The organism is Gottschalkia purinilytica (genome assembly GCF_001190785.1).
GTDB lineage: Bacteria > Bacillota > Clostridia > Tissierellales > Gottschalkiaceae > Gottschalkia_A > Gottschalkia_A purinilytica.
Genome location: NZ_LGSS01000001.1, coordinates 238,559 through 256,337 on the forward strand (window position 1 = coordinate 238,559; position 17,779 = coordinate 256,337).

A 17,779-nucleotide genomic window follows, 5' to 3' on the forward strand; every position below is an offset into this window, starting at 1 on the left:
ACTATACTTACAGTTTTTTTATATGTTATTTACTTAAGGTTTTGAATCGATCAATTGGAACAGGTTCACTACCATCTACTGTTACTTCTACAACTAATGGTTTTTGTCTCATTGTTACTTTATCTTTTAATTTGTTCAAATCATCTATATCACTTATTTGAATAGACTCTATTCCCAAATTATTACAAAGTGTTGATATATCTATTCTATCGTGTGAAAACTTATCTATACTTCTACCAAATAGTACTTGATGGCCTCTATCTACATATCCGTATTTAGCATTATTTATAATAAAGTATATAATTGGTAGATTATATTCTTTAGCTGTTATTACTTCAAAACCATTCATAAAAAAAGAACCATCACCTACAAATGCTGCTACTGTCATATCTGGATTTGCTTTTTGTACACCTATAGATCCACATATTCCGGTTCCCATGCATCCATAATTTAAATTTGACTCAAAATCTGCTTCTTCATTTATTTTTAAATATTTATATAAATAATTTATACTTTCACCTATATCTGATACATAAAATGTGCTTTTAGGAAGTATATCTGTGATGTTTTCTACTAAAAGTCTTAAAGATAGTCCGGTATGATCTAATACATAGTCATTATTTATTTTCTCTATTCTCTCTTCTTCATATTCTTTTCTGTCAATTTTCCTATTTATATAGTCTATAGCATATTTCAAATCACTTACACAAAATAATCCTTCTTGAAATACCCTTCCTAACACATCTTTATCATAATCTATATGTATTAATCTTCTTTTCTCTATTAGTTTTTTATTGTAGTTTCTAGTAGATGATTCCCCTAAGCTTGTTCCTAGAGCTATTATACATTCTCCGTAGTCGCTATCTACTACTTCATTAGCTAGATCCGAACCTGCAAAACCATAATTACCTAGATTCAGTTCAAAATCTCCTTTTATAACTCCTTTGCCATTAGGTGTGGTTATTGTTTTAAAACCAGTTAATCTACTTAGTCTTTTTACTTCTTCTCCTAATCCTCTACATCCACTGCCTACTAAAATAATTCCTGTATTTACTTTATTTATATATTCAATAATATTATCCAAACCATCTACATCATTACTAATACATCCACCTATAGCTAACTCAGGTAAATCATCATTAAATTCTTCTAATTGTATATCTAAAGGAATACTTATATGAACTGGTCCATAAGGAGGTGTCTTTGCAATAGTTATTGCTTTATGTAACTCATTAAATACATCTTCTTTTCTTAATATTGTCTTACTATACTTTGTTATATGTGATAATGTTTCAGAAAGATCCAATCCTTGTATTGCACCTAAGTTTCTTTGACTTAATTTCACTGTACCTGATATTACAAGTACTGGTGATTTAGAACTCATAGCTTCTGCAATACCATTTAATCCGTTAGCTAGTCCTACTGCTCCTGCAATTAAACACACTCCTAAATCTTTAGTTATACTAGCATATTTAGTAGCACTGAATGAGGCCCCCGCCTCATTTCTAGTTATTATATACTCTATGTCTTCATCATTAAAAGCATCTACTAGTGGACTAATTGTACCTGATGGTATACCATATATAGTTTTTACTTCATTGCTTTTTAAATATTTCATGATCCCCCTTGCTATGTTCACTTTAAATCCCCCTTGCTGATAATCTCCCAGATGTATGAACGTCTAAAAATTTATTAATTGCACTACAACATTTTTCTATTTCTTGTGCTGTAAACTCCTTTAATTCTCCTATTGAAGCAAGAACAACTGTATATTTAACTTCTTTACTCTTATCCTTTATAGGTATAAGTAAAATACTTTCTATATTAAAAAACAAAAATTCTTTTGATGAATTTTTATATTCTCTTACATTATTTATGTAGAATAATTCTCCTTCACCAACTACTCTTTCTAAAACATAATCCCCTTCTACTTTTACTTTAAATTCACTATGTTTACTTTTCCATTCTTCATTACTTAGTTTTTTAGTCTGTGTTTTATATATAGGATATATCTTGCCTTCTTCTACTTTATGGCAAGCTATATCTTTTACAGTTGTTATCTCTTCTAATTGTTCAAATAGTTTCTCTAGATCTCTAGTATTTATTTTTTCCATAATATAATAGGAAATAATGTCCCAATTATTTCCCCTCTGTCCCCCTTTTACTACCTAGCTTATATTCTTTAAAATCCATTTTGTGCTAACCATTTTTCTGCTTCTTCATGTGTATCAAAGTATTCTGTTTTGTGTCCTTGAGTAGCACTTCTATTTATTTGACCTTTAACTAAAGAAGCTTTAGCTGAAGCTAAATCATTAACAATCATTGCTACATGAGTTAATCCTCTTTTAGAAGCCCAGCTCGAATGATTATTTATTTCATCTACGATCATAGACATTTTGTATTCTCTTATGTCAGATATTTTAGCCCAAGGCTTTACTACGCCACCTTTATTAAGTAATGGTTCTACTTCTTGTTCATGTGTTTTTTGATATTCTTCTATTTCTGGTTTCTTCCAAAGTCCAGTATTTGTTTCGTATACTATTCTTCTTTTTTCGTCTACCTTAAAATCAATTTTTCCGCCTAATTTCGTTATTGCTTTCATCGTATCTCTCCTATTCTTAATTGTTTTTTTAATTATTTAGATACTTTTGTACCTACTATTTTTATATCATACCCAAAAGAGTAATACAATGGTTTTTTTACAATATTCTTTTTTATTTTCCAATATATTCTGTAAATCTACATATTTTTACCATATATTTCATAATTTTCTGCAAATTATATTATATTTTAAAATCTTTATTATTCACAGTTTAATTTTTCTTCAAAAAAATTATTAGATGGAAATCAAAGCTATCCATCTAATAATTAAAAGTATCATTATGAAGTTAAAAATTAATAAAGCTCTTATAATACTATTTATATATTTCTCGTATAGTCTATAACTCTGAAATCTCTTCACTAGATTTATCTGCATTTTTTAAGTAATCTAAGTTTAAAAAAACTACTGTAATGATAGTATGAACATATAATAATAGCATATCAATAAAAGTATCAATAATTATCACAATACTACTTGGTAAATAAGCCGATAAAAATCCTATAGGAAAAATTATTACGAACATTATAATGAAAGATAGAAGTAATATACCTAGAACATACCAGAAATTCTCTTCAACAAGTGATCTGCTATGATTAAGTGCTTCTTTTAAATTTAGATCTTTTAAAACTATTGTTTGAATAATAAACACATAATAAAATGCCCAAATTATTCCTGGTATAACTAATAGTAAAGAAAGCCCTAAGATTATCAATACTGACAAAATTTGTGTACTAAAACAGCTTCCCCATCTTTTTAAAGATTTGAGTAAGGATACTTTTAAGTCATCTCTATTTAATTTATTTCTTTTTATCGTCTTTTCAGCAATTACTGCAACTGACATGATTGCAATAATACTAAAAGCATTTTGAATTAATGTTGAGATATGAAAAAATCCTTTCATTGAATCTAAGTCATCAGGTCCATTAAGAAAATATAATAATATATTTAATGGCAGGTATACAATCATAGTAATAATAAATATATTTTTAAATTGTTTTTTAAATATTGCCCAACTATTTAAAGCAATTTCTTTCAAACCCAATCTTTTTTCATATATACTATCAAACATCATTTACCTCCTTTAAGCTTCGTCTTTTATTATTAACTTTATTCCATATAATATATAGTATAACATGGAAATTCTATATATGAAGCTATACTATATTTCATAGCTTCTTTTCGAAATATGAATTGAGTGAAAGCTATAACGAACATTCCTAACCATCAAACAATTAGTCTTGCTGATTTTTTAGACAAATCATGATGATTAATAATATTATATACTCAATAATTAATTAAACTATAGTAACATTTATATCAGAAAAATTACTGATTATAAATCATTGTTTATAGGATTTAATTCTTAACTTTTTAAGCTTTCAATTATCATAATACTATATAATTTCAACTAGTCAAAATAAAAAAAGATAAACACTTCTATTTTTATAAAAATGCTTATCTTTAAATTAATAACTCTATTTATCTGTATCTTCATATAGCTCTACTTCACAAAGAAGTGCTTTAAAAACAGGGAATCCTGATATATAATCTCTATTATAAAAATCTGTCAATATATTTACATTAGCTTCGCTCCATTCTTTAGCTTGAACAGGAGTTCCACCACCTTGATTAACTTCTACTGCACCAGGAAGAACTTTATCAGATACATCTGCATAGTATACTACTTCACCTCTTTTTGTTTTTACTATAACCTTATCTCCATCTTTTATATTCCTAGCCTCAGCATCCTTTGGGTTTATTAAAACAAGAGGTTTTTCTTGTATTTTAAGAAGTTTAGGTATATTAAGGTGCTGTGATCTAAAAGTAGATTGTATCCTTGCCCCTGTATTAAGTATAAGTGGATAATTACCATAAGTTTTTGGATCTTTCATAGGGCCTTCCATAGGATCTATATACTTAGGTAATGGTTCGTATCCATATTTCTCTAATAAAGACGACTTTATTTCTAACTTACCAGAGGGAGTTGGAAATCCTGGTTTAGCATCATGTCTTAGAAGTCCTTTTTCATATTTTTTATACGTTCTAGGAACTTGATCCAATTTAACACCATCATCGCTATTTTCAAGCTTATTAAGAAGTTCCTTTTCTTTAGCAAATGCTCTTTTTATTATTTCATCTTCTGTTTGAGGATATGAATCTCCAAATCCGAGTCTCTTAGCAAGTTCTCCAAATATCAGCACATCATTTTTAGCTTCTCCAATAGGTTCTATAACTTTTTTACGAAGACGTACATATCCAGGATAATATTGATATGAATCTATTTCAAAATATGTTGTTGCTGGAAGTACAACATCCGCATATAATGCATCCTTTGTCATAAATCTATCTATAACTACCATAAGTTCTAATTCCTTATATGCTTTCTCAAATATTTCTGGTTGAGGATATGAAGTTAATGTTGACGATCCATCTATTATAAGTCCTTTTACTGGATAAGGATCTGCCTCTAATACTGCTTTTGGAAACTCCATAAATTGTGCACTTTTAGTTAACTCATTGAATATTGGATATTTCTTTGCACCAATAGTTTCTATCCCTTCAAGCTTTTTGAGTAACGCATCATCATCTTCTTTATCAGAAGATTGAATATATAGTCCTCCAGGAACATCAATATTACCAGTAATAGCCCAGAGTATAAATACTGCTCTTATATTCTGTACTCCACTATTTGTATATTCTAGACCTGTATAGGTTCTTAAAGTAGCATTATTAGCAGATGCAATTTCTCTGGCAAGCCATATAACTTTTTCTCTTGGTACCCAACTTATTTCTTCCACTTTTTCGGGTGTAAACTGTTTAACATATTCTTTTAGTTCTTCAAATCCAACGGTCCAATTTTCTACAAATTCTTTATCATACAACTCTTCCTGTATTATAACGTTTATAAGACCTAGTGCAAGAGCTCCATCAGTTCCTGATCTTACTGCTATCCATTCATCTGCTCTATTAGCTATATCACTCTTCATATGATCTATAGCTATTATCTTTTTACCTTGTTTTTTTGCTTCTACAATCTTATGAAAAGCAAAAGGTGGTGAATCCGTTGCAGGATTTGCCCCCCAAACTACTATGAGATTACTATTATCTATGTCAGGTACAAAATTCTTAAAAGGTATTCCGTATGTAGTTATTGGAGCAAATAGTCCAAAAGCAGTATAACATACAGATCCTACACTAGCATTATTTGGAGAACCAAATTCCCATAAAAACTGTGCTGAAACTGCGTTATTTCCATTATTAAATTCCATTACTGATTGTTCAAATCCACCTCTTCCATAGTGGGTAACCATACATTGTGCTCCATACTTATCCTTAAGATATTTCATCTTATCACTTATAAAGTCAAGAGCCTCATCCCAACTTGCTTCTCTAAATTCTCCATCACCCTTTTTTCCTGATCTAATAAGTGGCTTCTTTAATCTATCTGGAGAATAAACTACTTCTTTAGCAGCAGATCCACGAACACATAATGCACTAAATGGAGAATCTTTTGCAGGTCTTATTCCTAAAAGCTCCCCATCTTCTACATTAACTTCAACAGCACATCCACCCGGACATACTCCACATATTGTATTTATAGTATCCATTCATTTTCCCCCTTTTGTTTATCTTATCATAGTAGATAACTTTTCTTTATAAAGCAATGAATAGTATAAAATACATGTATAATACTATTTGGGTGGATTATATCATAATTTTTTCTTGTTTTATATAAGTATACGAATGAACTATTACATGTATCGTCATTATATACTTTTTCTATTACAAATGCATATAATTAAATAGCGTTTATTAACTCCTTGAGATGAGTTATCCATACACTATCATTATTCTTCTTTACATTAATTAAACCAATTTCAAGATATAAAATTATCTCTTTTTTCCTATACCTATTTATTCAATCGAGATTTTCTTTCATAATAATATATAACGACTACATAAATACATATAGATTCTTCTCTATAAGCTATAAGATAAAATTTTTAATAGACTTCTCTATAACATCCCAATATTTTTACAATATTTCTTTTTCTAATATTTTCAATGGCTTCTCTTATATTCTTTTCTTTCTTATAATGTTCCTTAATATCAATAAAGAAAATATATTTTCCTAGTAACTTTTTTGTTGGTCTTGACATTATAGAAGTTAGGTTAATTCCTTTTCCAGAAAACTCATTTAATATTTTAGATAAAGCACCTGGTTCATCTATGACATTCGTAATAACCATTGATGTTTTACAACTATATAAAAAACCAGAGAATATACTCCTCTGGTTTTTCTATGTTCTATTTGAAATCTATATGATAAATTTATTTATTTTTTTCTCTAAAGATTTTTTCTATAACTTTTCAATAATATTCACTGTGTTTATATATGAATAACTCAGAAGAATTAAGTCTATAGAATTAAACTCCTAAATTTAGAAATTTTCTTAATCCATCTATTATTTGTTTAAGCCTCACTATTTTCTTCTTTAATTATTGATTTTCCAAGATTTTTTTGTTGTATCTTATCAATTAGCTTCCCAATTGTTTTTTGTACAAATCCTAACCTAACATTATAGTAATAGTCCGATTGAAACCATCCGTTATCTCTAAAATAAACATGGTCGCGATCATGATTTATTGAGTATTTCTGAGCAGATCTTACAAGTCTAAAAATTATTAGTTGATTTAATTTTGGTTTTGGAGATTTATTTCCTATTAATCCTTTGTGAAACTTTTTAGCTAATTTGTCTAGTTTTATATGTATTTTTTCTTCTCCCTCTTTTGTCCACTCTGTATTAGGGTTATATGCTCCCCATGGTGTTGTTAGTGTTACTCCTGGAATAGAAACAAATCCCCAAAATTTAGACAATGTACTCAAATATTTGGATATATCTCCTCCACCATATATTCCTTGAGTAACAATTGAAGTAGATATTTTATGAAAAAAGCGAGGTCTATGAAATATAAAAGCTAATCTGTCAAAAAGATTTTTCATTAGGCCAGATACTTGAAGTGAATAATTTGGTGTAGCAAAAATAACTCCATCAGCCTCATCCATTTTCTTTAGAATTATATCTTTATCATCTTTAAGAGGACAATACTCTTCTCCTTTGCTTAGGCATAATGCACAACCTTTACATATTTCAAGTTTCATGTTCTTCAAATATAAATAAGTAAAGTCTACCTCAATATATTCCTTAAGTAACTTTTCAAATATCTCAACTGCTTTTTTTGTTTGGCCATCGCGTGGACTTCCCATTATAGCTAATATTTTCATGAGATCTCCTTTTCATAATTATTTTTAGCTAAATTTTTCTCTCATAAATCTATAGTTCTTTATATTATATATTCCAGCAATTTTTATAATTATATTTAACTTTAATTATAATCTATATTATGGTAAATCTCTATATGGAAGTATTTTTAATTATAAACTCTAATGTTTTTTTATAAAATACTCTTTATTCCTTTTCTTCTTAATAATAAGATTAATCTAACACATAATAAACTTAAAATAATTAGTCCAATATTAGGAATTATATAACGACTATTAATAGTAATAAACAAAGTATTCTTACTAACTTCAGTTATATCACTACCAATAAAATTAGTTATTATTTTTCTAATCATATAAAACTTATTTGGAGTTAAATAATACATAGTCATTAATATGATCGAAATAAAAAATGTTACTATAGTTGAAATATTTAAATCATAAATATTTTCAATTTTTTCAGATATATTTATATTGAAATATTTAGTCAGTAATATAAAAAACAAAGTTAGTATTATAAAACTTAAAATAAATTTCAAATTAAATATATAAAAATCTCTGAAATTATAAAGTATTTTAGTATTAGATCCTCTAATAAATAATTCAAACAAAGAAAATATAATCATAAATATTTTTTCTAATATCATAAAAGTGCCATTACATAAAATTATATTTTTAATAGCATTTCTAGTGTTATTTAACTTTATATTTATATATAAAAAAGCTGTAAAAGTTACACATAAATTAACTCCAATATTAAATACTATATTTGGTGGATATATGGTTAGAGTAGCTATAAAAAAACTAATAGAAAGTAAATATACTAAAAACATACTTAGTATACATTTAATCTTATCCCGTAATAAAAGATCTTCGCATTTATTTTTAGAAGGTAAAAATTTTTTAACCTCATTTCCAATAGTATTATATTGCCCAAAATCTACTATTGCTTTTTTAGTAGCCTTTTTCTCATCATATCCTTTTTCTAAATATTCATTTTTCAGCATAAGTAAATGATCCAGTATCTCAATACTTAGTTCTTCTTTATCTTTTTTATTTATTCCTCTATCATCTAAAATTTTCTTAACATATCTTTCTAATTCAATCATATACTATCACTCCCTAATAGTCCTTATTAACTTTGTTATTGCATTCCATTGCGCAATTCTTTCATCTAATTCCTCCTTACCTAACATTGTGATTTTATAATATTTCCTTCTCCCTGTTAATTCACTTTCTTGCCAATATGATTCAATAAATCCTTTAGATTCAAGTCTCTTAAGAGCTGGATATAAAGTACCTTCTCCCATCAGATATACTCCATCACTTTTTTCCTTAATACTTTTAGCAATTTCATAACCATACGTATCTCTTTTTTTAATTAAAGAAAGGACCAATATATCAATGCTTCCTTTCATTATCTCCTTATTCAATAGTTACCTCCTATTTAACTTTCTATTGTAGATTATAATATCATTTTATACATCGTATTACAAGGCATAATTGTTAAAAAAATAATTAATTTCTATTTTTTGGACAAACTATATCTTTTTGTGCATCGATATATATTGTTTTTTTCAACAACATGGAAATACTCACTAGCACCTTCATATTGAGAATATCCACATGTTTCAAATACTACCTTAACTAAGTATTATATATTCTTTCATTCCATCCATGTAGTCTTATCCCTATCTTTCTATACCAGATAAAAATCTTTCAGCCTCAACATAGGTTATAACTTCAAATCTATTATTTCTTACTTCTTCTGTTATCTTAGTTATTACTGAATAATTCTAGGAAATGTTTACTATAAGATATAAGAAGATATAAGGTGTTTTTAAACTTCGTATGAGTATTGATTATCTAATCTTTCCCATTCAGCTTCTGTGTATGATTATTATAATACTTCTTAAAACTTCTCTTATTCTCTTACATATCATATTCTATTACAAACATTTTAATACTCTTAACCTATAAGCATTCATAGCTATCTCACCAAGCTTCTCCATCAATTGATAATTGGTATAAGCACCTACTATACTTCCTATACCAGGTACTAGTTGTAACATTTTTGCTAAATCAATATAGTCTCTATATTCTTGTTGAAAATCTCTCCAATCAAACATATCGATATTTTCTGGTAATGTCTTTACATAGTTATTCCAATTCTCGATTTTATGATAAACTTCATTACGTTTTTCCTGACTTGAAAAAGCTAATTCAAATACATATAAAATATATATTCTTTCTCTATAATCTTTCACATCAAATCCATATAAACTGGCTAAATTAAAAAGAAATTTCATTTTTAAGCTTAAAAGTATGGGAAAGTCTGCAAGTCCAATCAATATTCCTCCTGCTCCTGTACCAGCTCCGCTAACAGAAGCAGCCTTTTTATAAAAGTTTAATGATTCTTTTACTAGATTTTCTCGTTTTTCTAAAGAAGCTACAACAAGTGGTTTCCTAGTAATATATTTAGAGCCAGTTAATACGGCTTTAGTCATATTTTTAATTGCCTCTGTAATAATTCTATGTGCTTTTTCTGGTATTATATTATTCATCTTTTTTTGTATTCCTTTAGTAATACGATTCGTTATAGATGGTTTTTTACTCATTTTTTGCTTCCATATATTTAATTCACGCAGTGCTTGTTCTTCATACCTTGTCATATTAATGCTCCTTGATAATAAATAAGTCTATTTTTAATATCCTATCTATACTTATTTTAGATTTAACCCTTATGATTTATTCTTAACTAATTTAAGAATTTATATTTTTATATAGAACAGTTATATTTTTTCTACAATAAGTATTCTTTTCCTTCTAATTGTTTTTTACTCATCCATAATTTAAATATTTCATATAGTTATCTTAAAATTCTTTTTGAATAATTCACTCTTAATATTAATCAAATACTCTTTAACTAGTCAATTAAAAAAATAAAAAAAGATGGATAAATTTTCTATCCATCTTTTACCTAGGTAATAAATATAGTACAGTAAAGAAATGACATGCGCTTCCTGCTAATACGAAAAAATGCCAAATTGCATGATTGTATTTAATCTTTTTCCCACTATAAAAAATTGTTCCTACAGTATATAAAACTCCTCCTACTACTAAGAATACCATGCTAGTCGTATTAAGTGTTTGGAATAATGGTTTTATTGCAAATATAACTAGCCAGCCCATAGCTATATAAAGAATAGTTGAAAGTGCTTTAAATTTTTTAATCCAAAGTATCTTGAATATGATACCAGCTATAGCAATTGCCCAAACAATTCCAAATAAAGTCCATCCTATTTTACCTCTTAAAGCTGTTAAAGTTAAAGGCGTGTATGTTCCTGCTATTAACAAATAAATAGCTGAATGATCAAAAACTTTAAATATACTTTTCACCTTTCCATCTGGAAAACTATGATACAATGTTGAAAATAAGTATAGAAGTATTAAAGTTGATCCATAGATACTAAAGCTTACTATATGCCACACACTTCCAAATTTATTAGCAAATACTACTAATATTACAAGTGCAGCTATAGCTAAGCACAATCCAACTCCATGTGAAATGGCATTGGTAATTTCTTCTCCATTTATAGACTTATTTGTCTTATTCATTCAATTACCTCCTTTTAAATTATTTAATTAATTTTTATTGATTATTTTCTTTTCTTATTAATTTAATAACCAATAATCTCATTCTTATACCTCAATAATTTATTCATGACAAATCTATACCCCTAAGAATTATGGAACGCCCTTAATATTAAGCAAAATATTATTTTTATTTTATTTCTTAATAGAAATAAATTATGAGTTTCAAAAAATTTTTATAAAAATAATTCTTTCTTTGAATTATATATTATTTACCTTTCAACTTATACAATATTCTAGTATTAGTATAATTTCAAGTCTTCTAATATCTATTATTTCTTTCCTAACTAGTCTAAGAATATATGTACTCAATTTAAATCCTAATTATGTGTATTTTGAGGTTGTATTAAAATATTAAGTTTAATCACTATTAAGTTTTTTTGAATTTAAATACAAATATCTTATTTAGCGTACTTTAATCATTACACAAGCACATATCTAGTTTAGTTCTAAAAATAATTTAATAAAAATTTACACATACTATAGTCAAGAATAGTTATATAGCTTTGATTTTGTCTCTTAATATTTACAACAGTAATAAATATATAAAATTAAAATAAAATATTTTGAATTATTTTAATGTAAAATGTATTATTTTCTCTTTATTTATGTTATCTTATAAGCAAGAGTCGAAAGTGATTATCAATAAACATTAAAATAAGGAGGACATTAAATGAAAATTAAATATATAAAAGATCTAATATACGGACCTGAGATTTATGGTAAAACAGGCTCTCTTATGTCTACAGAAGAATTTTTATTTGATGAAAAAGGAAATGTAGAAAACTATTCTTTTCTGTTAGATGGATATGGAAGAAGTCAAGAGCGTATACGCTTTGTAGAAATAAAGCCAAATGTAAATAAAATATACGAAAAAGCCTTAAACTTAGTTAAAAATCCTAGTGAAGATGTTATAATAAATCATTTAAAAGATCATGTTGAAGTTAAAGAAGTAGGAACATATTAATAATAAAAACTATAAAGCCATCCTCAAATGTTATCATTTAAGGATGGCTTTTATTAAAAGCTTTTTAAACTTAGTTATATAATATTAACTTTTATCTTTATAAACCATGCAGTATTGTTTTAAATTGCTATCTGGTATTTCAATTACCTCTACAATCTCAAATCCAAAGTGATTATATATACCTACATTTTTAAGATTATGGGTTTCTAATGTACAAAATATTTTTCTCCGTTTTGATTCTTCAATAATATATCTTATCAATTTACTTGAAAGTTTTTGACCTTTGTACTCTTTTTTTACTGCTATCATATCTAAATGTATAAATTCTTCATTAATTTTTTCATATATCCAGCTTGAATCCATCTTATTCAATATACGTAATCCTCTTAAGAATTCTTTTATTGATATATATTTTAATGCTTTTAATGCTTTCAGTATATTCTTTATCTTTTTTATAAGATAAACAAACTTTGAATTACCTTTCCTATCTTCATAAGTTAATACTATAGCTTCTAGCTCACTTGAAGTTGCATATAAACTACCTTGATCATAAACTAATTGAACATATGTCTCAAAAAATATGGGAAGAACTTTTTTTCTTTTTATTCTATCTCTAAACATAAACTTATATAAAGGATCTTCAAAAAAACCTTCTGCATATATTTTGGCAGCTTCTTTTATTCTTTCTTCTCCTACTACATATAAATTATGAATGATATCCTTCCTTCCATAAAAACTTATATATTCTATATACTATTTGATTTTAATATAAATCTCACTCTATAATTTTGAATATGTAGAAACCTTTTTATACTTAATATTATTCATTCACTATATTATTTTTCCCATAACTAAAGTATTGAGATACTTTCCTTCTCCAATATAATGGTCTTTTAACTTCTTTCCTTCAATTTTAAATTCATATTTTTTATATAGTTCTATAGCTCTTATATTATCTTCAACAACTTCTAATTCAATTCTTTTTAATTCAACTGTTTTTGCCCATAACAACATCTCTTCTATTAACAAACTAGCTATTCCTATTCCCCAATATTTCTTTTCTACTCCTACTATAAAACTCCCAACATGCTTAATGCGTTCTAGATTTTTAGAAAACATTACTAGATATCCTACTATTTGATTTTTTATTAATGCAACAATAAATATACTATTATTGTCTTCTGATATACTCTTTAACTTATTTTCATGAACCGAAACTTCACGAACTATTTCATAAGGTTCTTTTATCATGAATTTTGTTTCAGTAGTAAGCTTTTTTTGTAGTTCTATTATCTGAATAGCATCTTTAGGTATAGCGCTTCTTACTTCTATAATTTTATTCTTAATCTTATGATTTCGAGATTTAATAATAGCCATTTTATAACCTCATTTCATATATTTAAATATTATAAATTTAACTGAGTTTAATTTGTTTTTTTGTCATCACAATCATATCTTTGAATTCATTGAAAGCATTATTTAAATAAAATCTAATTGTTTTACTAGACCTTAATGTGAATAATAGATTTTTATTTATTTAAATATGTTCTAAATTATATATTAATATCCTATATTCTTCACATCATATTAAGACAACTTTCATAAAATTTAAACTCTTTCTCATTCTAGTGTTCATATAACGAACTATATCTTCTATTCTATATTATTCTTTTTTCTCCTTTTATCAATATTAACACACCTATATATTAATTAATGAGCTCCTTTTAGACTAATTGCTTATCAATTTCTATATATAGGATTAAAATATAATTTATAAAAATTAATATTTTGCTAACACTAATATGAAAGATTTGATTTTATAAAGGATGTGAAGAAAAATTATAGAATTATCGCCTAAATTATATCATTATCTTGTTAGACCTAAATGGTCTACAAAATTATTTAATAATAAAATAATAAAACCTCTATTAGCAGATTTTGATTTTTCAGATAAGAAAGTACTAGATTTTGGCTGTGGTATTGGATCAGCATGCTCTATTTTTACTTCTGATAACTATATAGGATTAGATCATGATCTAAGAAGAGTCAATTATGCTAGACGAATGAATAAAGATTATAATTTTGACATAATACAAAATAATAATTTAAATTTGGAAGATAGAAGTATTGATTATATTTTAATCATGGCTGTACTCCATCATATATCAACGCAAGATATTAAAGAATATCTAATAGAGTTTAAGAGAGTTTTAAAAAAAGATGGAAAACTCGTTATAATAGAACCATGTTTTTTTAAAGAAAATTATTTTACAAATTGGTTGATGAATACTTTCGATAAAGGTAAGTATATTCGTAATGAAACAAGTTATTTAAATTTATTTAGTGAACAACTTTTTCAAGTCGAAACAACTAAAAAATTACGCAAAGGTGCTTATAACGAGTTATTTTTTGTTGTATCTCAAAAAAATAACTTTTAAAACTTTAAGTCTCATCTTACTATATTATATCTTAGATAGAAAAAGCCAGGATTATTTATCCTGGCTATAAACATCAATAAGATTTATAGTCTAAAGCAATTATTAATATTTTTTCTAGTATATCTTATTAAACAACTATTTTTATCTCTTAGATCTTTTTTCTTATAATTTGTCTAAAAGAAACTGGAATAGCATAGTTTATACCTGTAATTATATTCTCATTAAACGCTGCTACACCTAATATTTACATTTATAATTATATTAATTGACGGCCTAACAGCATCTTCTATTATGACATTCACAAGGTTTTCTTATGTGACAACAACAACATTTTTTGATTCTACATTCACAACGTTCTTTAACTTTACACTCACAATGTTTTTTTATTCTACATTCACAATGTTCTTTTATTTCACATTCAAGTCGTTTTCTTATTCGACATTCACAATGCTCTCTTCCACAGCAACATTTTTTAATACGACACTCACAGTGATCTTTAAGTTTACATTCACAGCGTTTTTTTATTCGGCATTCACAACGTTCTTTTACCTCACACTCAAGATGTTTCTTTATGCGACATTCACAGCGTTCCTTTATTTCACACTCAACATGTTTTTTTTCATGACAATTACAACAGGGTTTGTGATTAATATTACCACCACAACATTTGAAGTTATTCAATATCAATAAACCTCCCTTTTATGCAAGCGAATTAAATTCATTTGCTCAATACTATAGTATTCTAAAAAGAGACAAGGGTTACATTATTAATTTTTCTGAAATATCTTTAAAAAACAAATTAAACTAGAACTAAGCCATTCTAGTGTAGAATTTTTCAATATCTTTTTATTGAAATAACTAATTTATATATAATCAATCAAAACTCTAATATATTATAATCTGTATATTAATCGAATAAATTTGTTATTTTATTAACATAATTTCTTCGTTCTATTCATATTTATATAACGATACCTATAAATTATCTATGTTTTAAAATCTTATTTTTAATGTTACTATCATACTAAATAGTTTTCACTACACTATATGCTAAATCTTCTATTTAAATTAGTTATTAATTAAAAGGAGGAAAAAAGCATGATAGAGATAATAGAAAACACATTAGTAATATTAACATTATTCTTAACTATACTAAATCTACTTATAGATTTAGAGTTAATATGGAAAAAGCGTTTCTTCAAAAAGAAGAAACGCAACATTAAAGGGAAAAAATCCCCTTTTACCCTCATTAAATATTATATTAAACTTTTGAAAAAATATGAAGACAGAATATCACAATGCATCTATAATTTTTTCTTTAAGAAAAAGACTAGGGAGCTTTCCCTAGTCAAATCCTTTTAATAAAAAGCGTCCTATAAAAAATAAATTTTAAATATCTGGAATTATGTCTTTTAAGAGTTTCGCTGTAGTTATCAGTTTTCCCATATTAGAATTTTCTGCTAAGTATTCTAATCCTTTAAGAGTAATTCTGATATCTATAAACCTAACTTCTGAATTTTTTTGTCCTATTGTATTTACAATAGAAACACCATCTATAAAGCCATTTTCATTCATAATATGCATTATTCTTACCCATCTTATTTTTGTTATTCCAAAAGTATTATGATCTATTTCATTCCAATCAAATCTTTCCTCATCCATAGCTTTATCTAATCTTTCTAAAATTTTATAAATAATTTTCATTGTCTCCACAAAATCCTTCACCTCCTTGTAAAAATCATATTATATCTATACACATTAGCTATATGAACTGTGATGTATTTTTTATCTTAACAATCTTTTATATCTGAACATATACATAATAAGAATTACTTTATATAAACTCTTAGATAATTTATTACTTCCATATATAGGATTCTTTAAAAGCTATTTACTTGTATTTATCTCAAACATCATCTATATTGTTTTTTCTTTTATTATATAAATAATTCCTTAGTATGTTTACAATCATATTAGTGTAGTTTAAAATAGATATAACTCAATCTACAGGAGGTGATATTATGCCAGTAATTACTATTGAAAGTCCTAAAATTACTAAAGAGCAGAAGTCTGCCCTTGTTAAAGAATTAGTATCAAAAGCAAGTGAAGTTTTAAACATACCAGAACAAGCTTTTGTTACTGTTATCAGAGAAAATGATCTTGATAATGTTGGCAATGGTACTAAACTTTTATCTGATAAATAAAGGCTGTAAATACTTAAATATTACTAGTCAATGTTTTTCTATACTTATTTAATAGATTTTTTGTAAATAGAAAACAAATGTCTGATTTTTTAATCTTGTCTTGAAATCTTTTAGACAAATCCAAAAAATCAGACATTTTTTAATGTATATTTTTAGCTTCTATATAAGTAATTTTTAGACAACAGCTTGATAATTGTTTCTCACAATTTTTTCTTTCATAACTTATTCAAATATGTATTTATCTCTATATCTATACATTTATATGTTTTAAATGTATAGACAATTTTTTTAATAAGTTTAATTTAAAATGCTAAGTATATTTAATGATATTTAGAAGCAACATATATACAATGAAGATTAATGAAAGGAGAATTTTAATGTCTAAAAACAGATTAGTTGTTCCTGAGGCTAGGCAAGCATTAGAACAGTTTAAAACTGAAATAGCTGAACAGTTTGGGGTAGATGATCCAAAGTCATTAGCTTCAAATCATACAGGACTTATTGTAAGAAAACTAGTTGAAATGGGAGAGCAACAACTTATAGATAATCATAAAAAAGATAAATATTAGTTTGAAAATTTATATTCCGATATAATCTTATATGTCAAATAGAAACTAAAGCGTAAAAAAG

20 protein-coding genes are annotated in these 17,779 nt (G+C 26.1%); 5 read left to right on the plus strand and 15 right to left on the minus strand.

Annotated features, from left to right (window positions below):
• Window positions 1–25 precede the first annotated feature (25 nt).
• The 11 genes from CLPU_RS01180 to trhA form a co-directional block, all read right to left on the minus strand.
• Window positions 26–1,639 (minus strand): thiamine pyrophosphate-binding protein, encoded by a 1,614-nt coding sequence (locus tag CLPU_RS01180; protein WP_050353806.1) that lies wholly within the window; start codon window positions 1,637–1,639, stop codon window positions 26–28.
• A gap of 1 nt (window position 1,640) precedes the next feature.
• On the minus strand, window positions 1,641–2,114 hold the full coding sequence (locus CLPU_RS01185; RefSeq protein ID WP_050353807.1) for a hypothetical protein: 474 nt from the start codon (window positions 2,112–2,114) through the stop codon (window positions 1,641–1,643).
• Between the two features lie 68 nt (window positions 2,115–2,182).
• The gene (locus tag CLPU_RS01190) at window positions 2,183–2,602 is read right to left on the minus strand and encodes an STAS/SEC14 domain-containing protein (protein WP_050353808.1); all 420 of its coding nucleotides are present in this window, start codon (window positions 2,600–2,602) and stop codon (window positions 2,183–2,185) included.
• A 337-nt stretch (window positions 2,603–2,939) separates the two neighbouring features.
• A complete protein-coding gene (locus CLPU_RS01195; protein ID WP_050353809.1) occupies window positions 2,940–3,671 on the minus strand; it encodes a DUF7847 domain-containing protein in 732 nt (243 codons plus the stop codon).
• Between the two features lie 406 nt (window positions 3,672–4,077).
• A complete protein-coding gene (locus CLPU_RS01200) occupies window positions 4,078–6,210 on the minus strand; it encodes a molybdopterin-containing oxidoreductase family protein (RefSeq protein ID WP_050353810.1) in 2,133 nt (710 codons plus the stop codon).
• Between the two features lie 396 nt (window positions 6,211–6,606).
• A complete protein-coding gene (locus CLPU_RS01205; protein WP_050353811.1) occupies window positions 6,607–6,852 on the minus strand; it encodes an ACT domain-containing protein in 246 nt (81 codons plus the stop codon).
• Between the two features lie 224 nt (window positions 6,853–7,076).
• Window positions 7,077–7,889 (minus strand): flavodoxin family protein, encoded by an 813-nt coding sequence (locus tag CLPU_RS01210; protein WP_050353812.1) that lies wholly within the window; start codon window positions 7,887–7,889, stop codon window positions 7,077–7,079.
• Between the two features lie 170 nt (window positions 7,890–8,059).
• On the minus strand, window positions 8,060–8,995 hold the full coding sequence (locus tag CLPU_RS01215) for a permease prefix domain 1-containing protein (RefSeq protein ID WP_050353813.1): 936 nt from the start codon (window positions 8,993–8,995) through the stop codon (window positions 8,060–8,062).
• 6 nt (window positions 8,996–9,001) lie between these two features.
• Window positions 9,002–9,319 (minus strand): PadR family transcriptional regulator, encoded by a 318-nt coding sequence (locus CLPU_RS01220; RefSeq protein WP_050353814.1) that lies wholly within the window; start codon window positions 9,317–9,319, stop codon window positions 9,002–9,004.
• 516 nt (window positions 9,320–9,835) lie between these two features.
• On the minus strand, window positions 9,836–10,558 hold the full coding sequence (locus tag CLPU_RS01225; RefSeq protein WP_050353815.1) for an EcsC family protein: 723 nt from the start codon (window positions 10,556–10,558) through the stop codon (window positions 9,836–9,838).
• Between the two features lie 304 nt (window positions 10,559–10,862).
• On the minus strand, window positions 10,863–11,504 hold the full coding sequence (gene trhA, locus CLPU_RS01230; RefSeq protein WP_050353816.1) for a PAQR family membrane homeostasis protein TrhA: 642 nt from the start codon (window positions 11,502–11,504) through the stop codon (window positions 10,863–10,865).
• A gap of 709 nt (window positions 11,505–12,213) precedes the next feature.
• Between trhA and CLPU_RS01235 the strand changes: the two genes are divergently transcribed.
• Complete coding sequence (locus CLPU_RS01235; protein WP_050353817.1) at window positions 12,214–12,507, plus strand: hypothetical protein; 294 nt, start codon at window positions 12,214–12,216, stop codon at window positions 12,505–12,507.
• Between the two features lie 84 nt (window positions 12,508–12,591).
• Here the strand turns inward: CLPU_RS01235 and CLPU_RS01240 are convergent, their stop codons facing one another.
• Both CLPU_RS01240 and CLPU_RS01245 read right to left on the minus strand, forming a co-directional pair.
• A complete protein-coding gene (locus CLPU_RS01240; protein WP_050353818.1) occupies window positions 12,592–13,128 on the minus strand; it encodes a GNAT family N-acetyltransferase in 537 nt (178 codons plus the stop codon).
• 210 nt (window positions 13,129–13,338) lie between these two features.
• Window positions 13,339–13,884 carry a GNAT family N-acetyltransferase gene (locus CLPU_RS01245; protein WP_050353819.1) on the minus strand — a complete coding sequence of 182 codons (546 nt, stop codon included), beginning with the start codon at window positions 13,882–13,884 and terminating at the stop codon, window positions 13,339–13,341.
• 539 nt (window positions 13,885–14,423) lie between these two features.
• Between CLPU_RS01245 and CLPU_RS16470 the strand changes: the two genes are divergently transcribed.
• Window positions 14,424–14,945 carry a class I SAM-dependent methyltransferase gene (locus CLPU_RS16470; RefSeq protein WP_268760441.1) on the plus strand — a complete coding sequence of 174 codons (522 nt, stop codon included), beginning with the start codon at window positions 14,424–14,426 and terminating at the stop codon, window positions 14,943–14,945.
• A 273-nt stretch (window positions 14,946–15,218) separates the two neighbouring features.
• Here the strand turns inward: CLPU_RS16470 and CLPU_RS17080 are convergent, their stop codons facing one another.
• The gene (locus tag CLPU_RS17080; RefSeq protein ID WP_131701603.1) at window positions 15,219–15,626 is read right to left on the minus strand and encodes a hypothetical protein; all 408 of its coding nucleotides are present in this window, start codon (window positions 15,624–15,626) and stop codon (window positions 15,219–15,221) included.
• 417 nt (window positions 15,627–16,043) lie between these two features.
• Between CLPU_RS17080 and CLPU_RS01255 the strand changes: the two genes are divergently transcribed.
• Window positions 16,044–16,307 (plus strand): hypothetical protein, encoded by a 264-nt coding sequence (locus CLPU_RS01255; protein ID WP_050353821.1) that lies wholly within the window; start codon window positions 16,044–16,046, stop codon window positions 16,305–16,307.
• Between the two features lie 27 nt (window positions 16,308–16,334).
• Here CLPU_RS01255 and CLPU_RS01260 read toward each other — a convergent pair whose 3' ends face one another.
• Window positions 16,335–16,649, minus strand: coding sequence for a YjcQ family protein (locus tag CLPU_RS01260; RefSeq protein WP_050353944.1), 315 nt, complete (start codon window positions 16,647–16,649; stop codon window positions 16,335–16,337).
• Window positions 16,650–16,966: 317 nt separating this feature from the next.
• On the opposite strand from CLPU_RS01260, the gene dmpI reads away from it, so the two are divergent.
• Both dmpI and CLPU_RS01270 read left to right on the plus strand, forming a co-directional pair.
• Entirely contained in the window at window positions 16,967–17,149 is a 183-nt protein-coding gene (gene dmpI, locus CLPU_RS01265; protein ID WP_050353822.1) for a 4-oxalocrotonate tautomerase DmpI, read from the plus strand.
• Window positions 17,150–17,526: 377 nt separating this feature from the next.
• Window positions 17,527–17,718, plus strand: a complete 192-nt coding sequence (locus CLPU_RS01270) for an alpha/beta-type small acid-soluble spore protein (RefSeq protein WP_050353823.1) — start codon at window positions 17,527–17,529, stop codon at window positions 17,716–17,718.
• The last annotated feature ends 61 nt before the right edge of the window (window positions 17,719–17,779 follow it).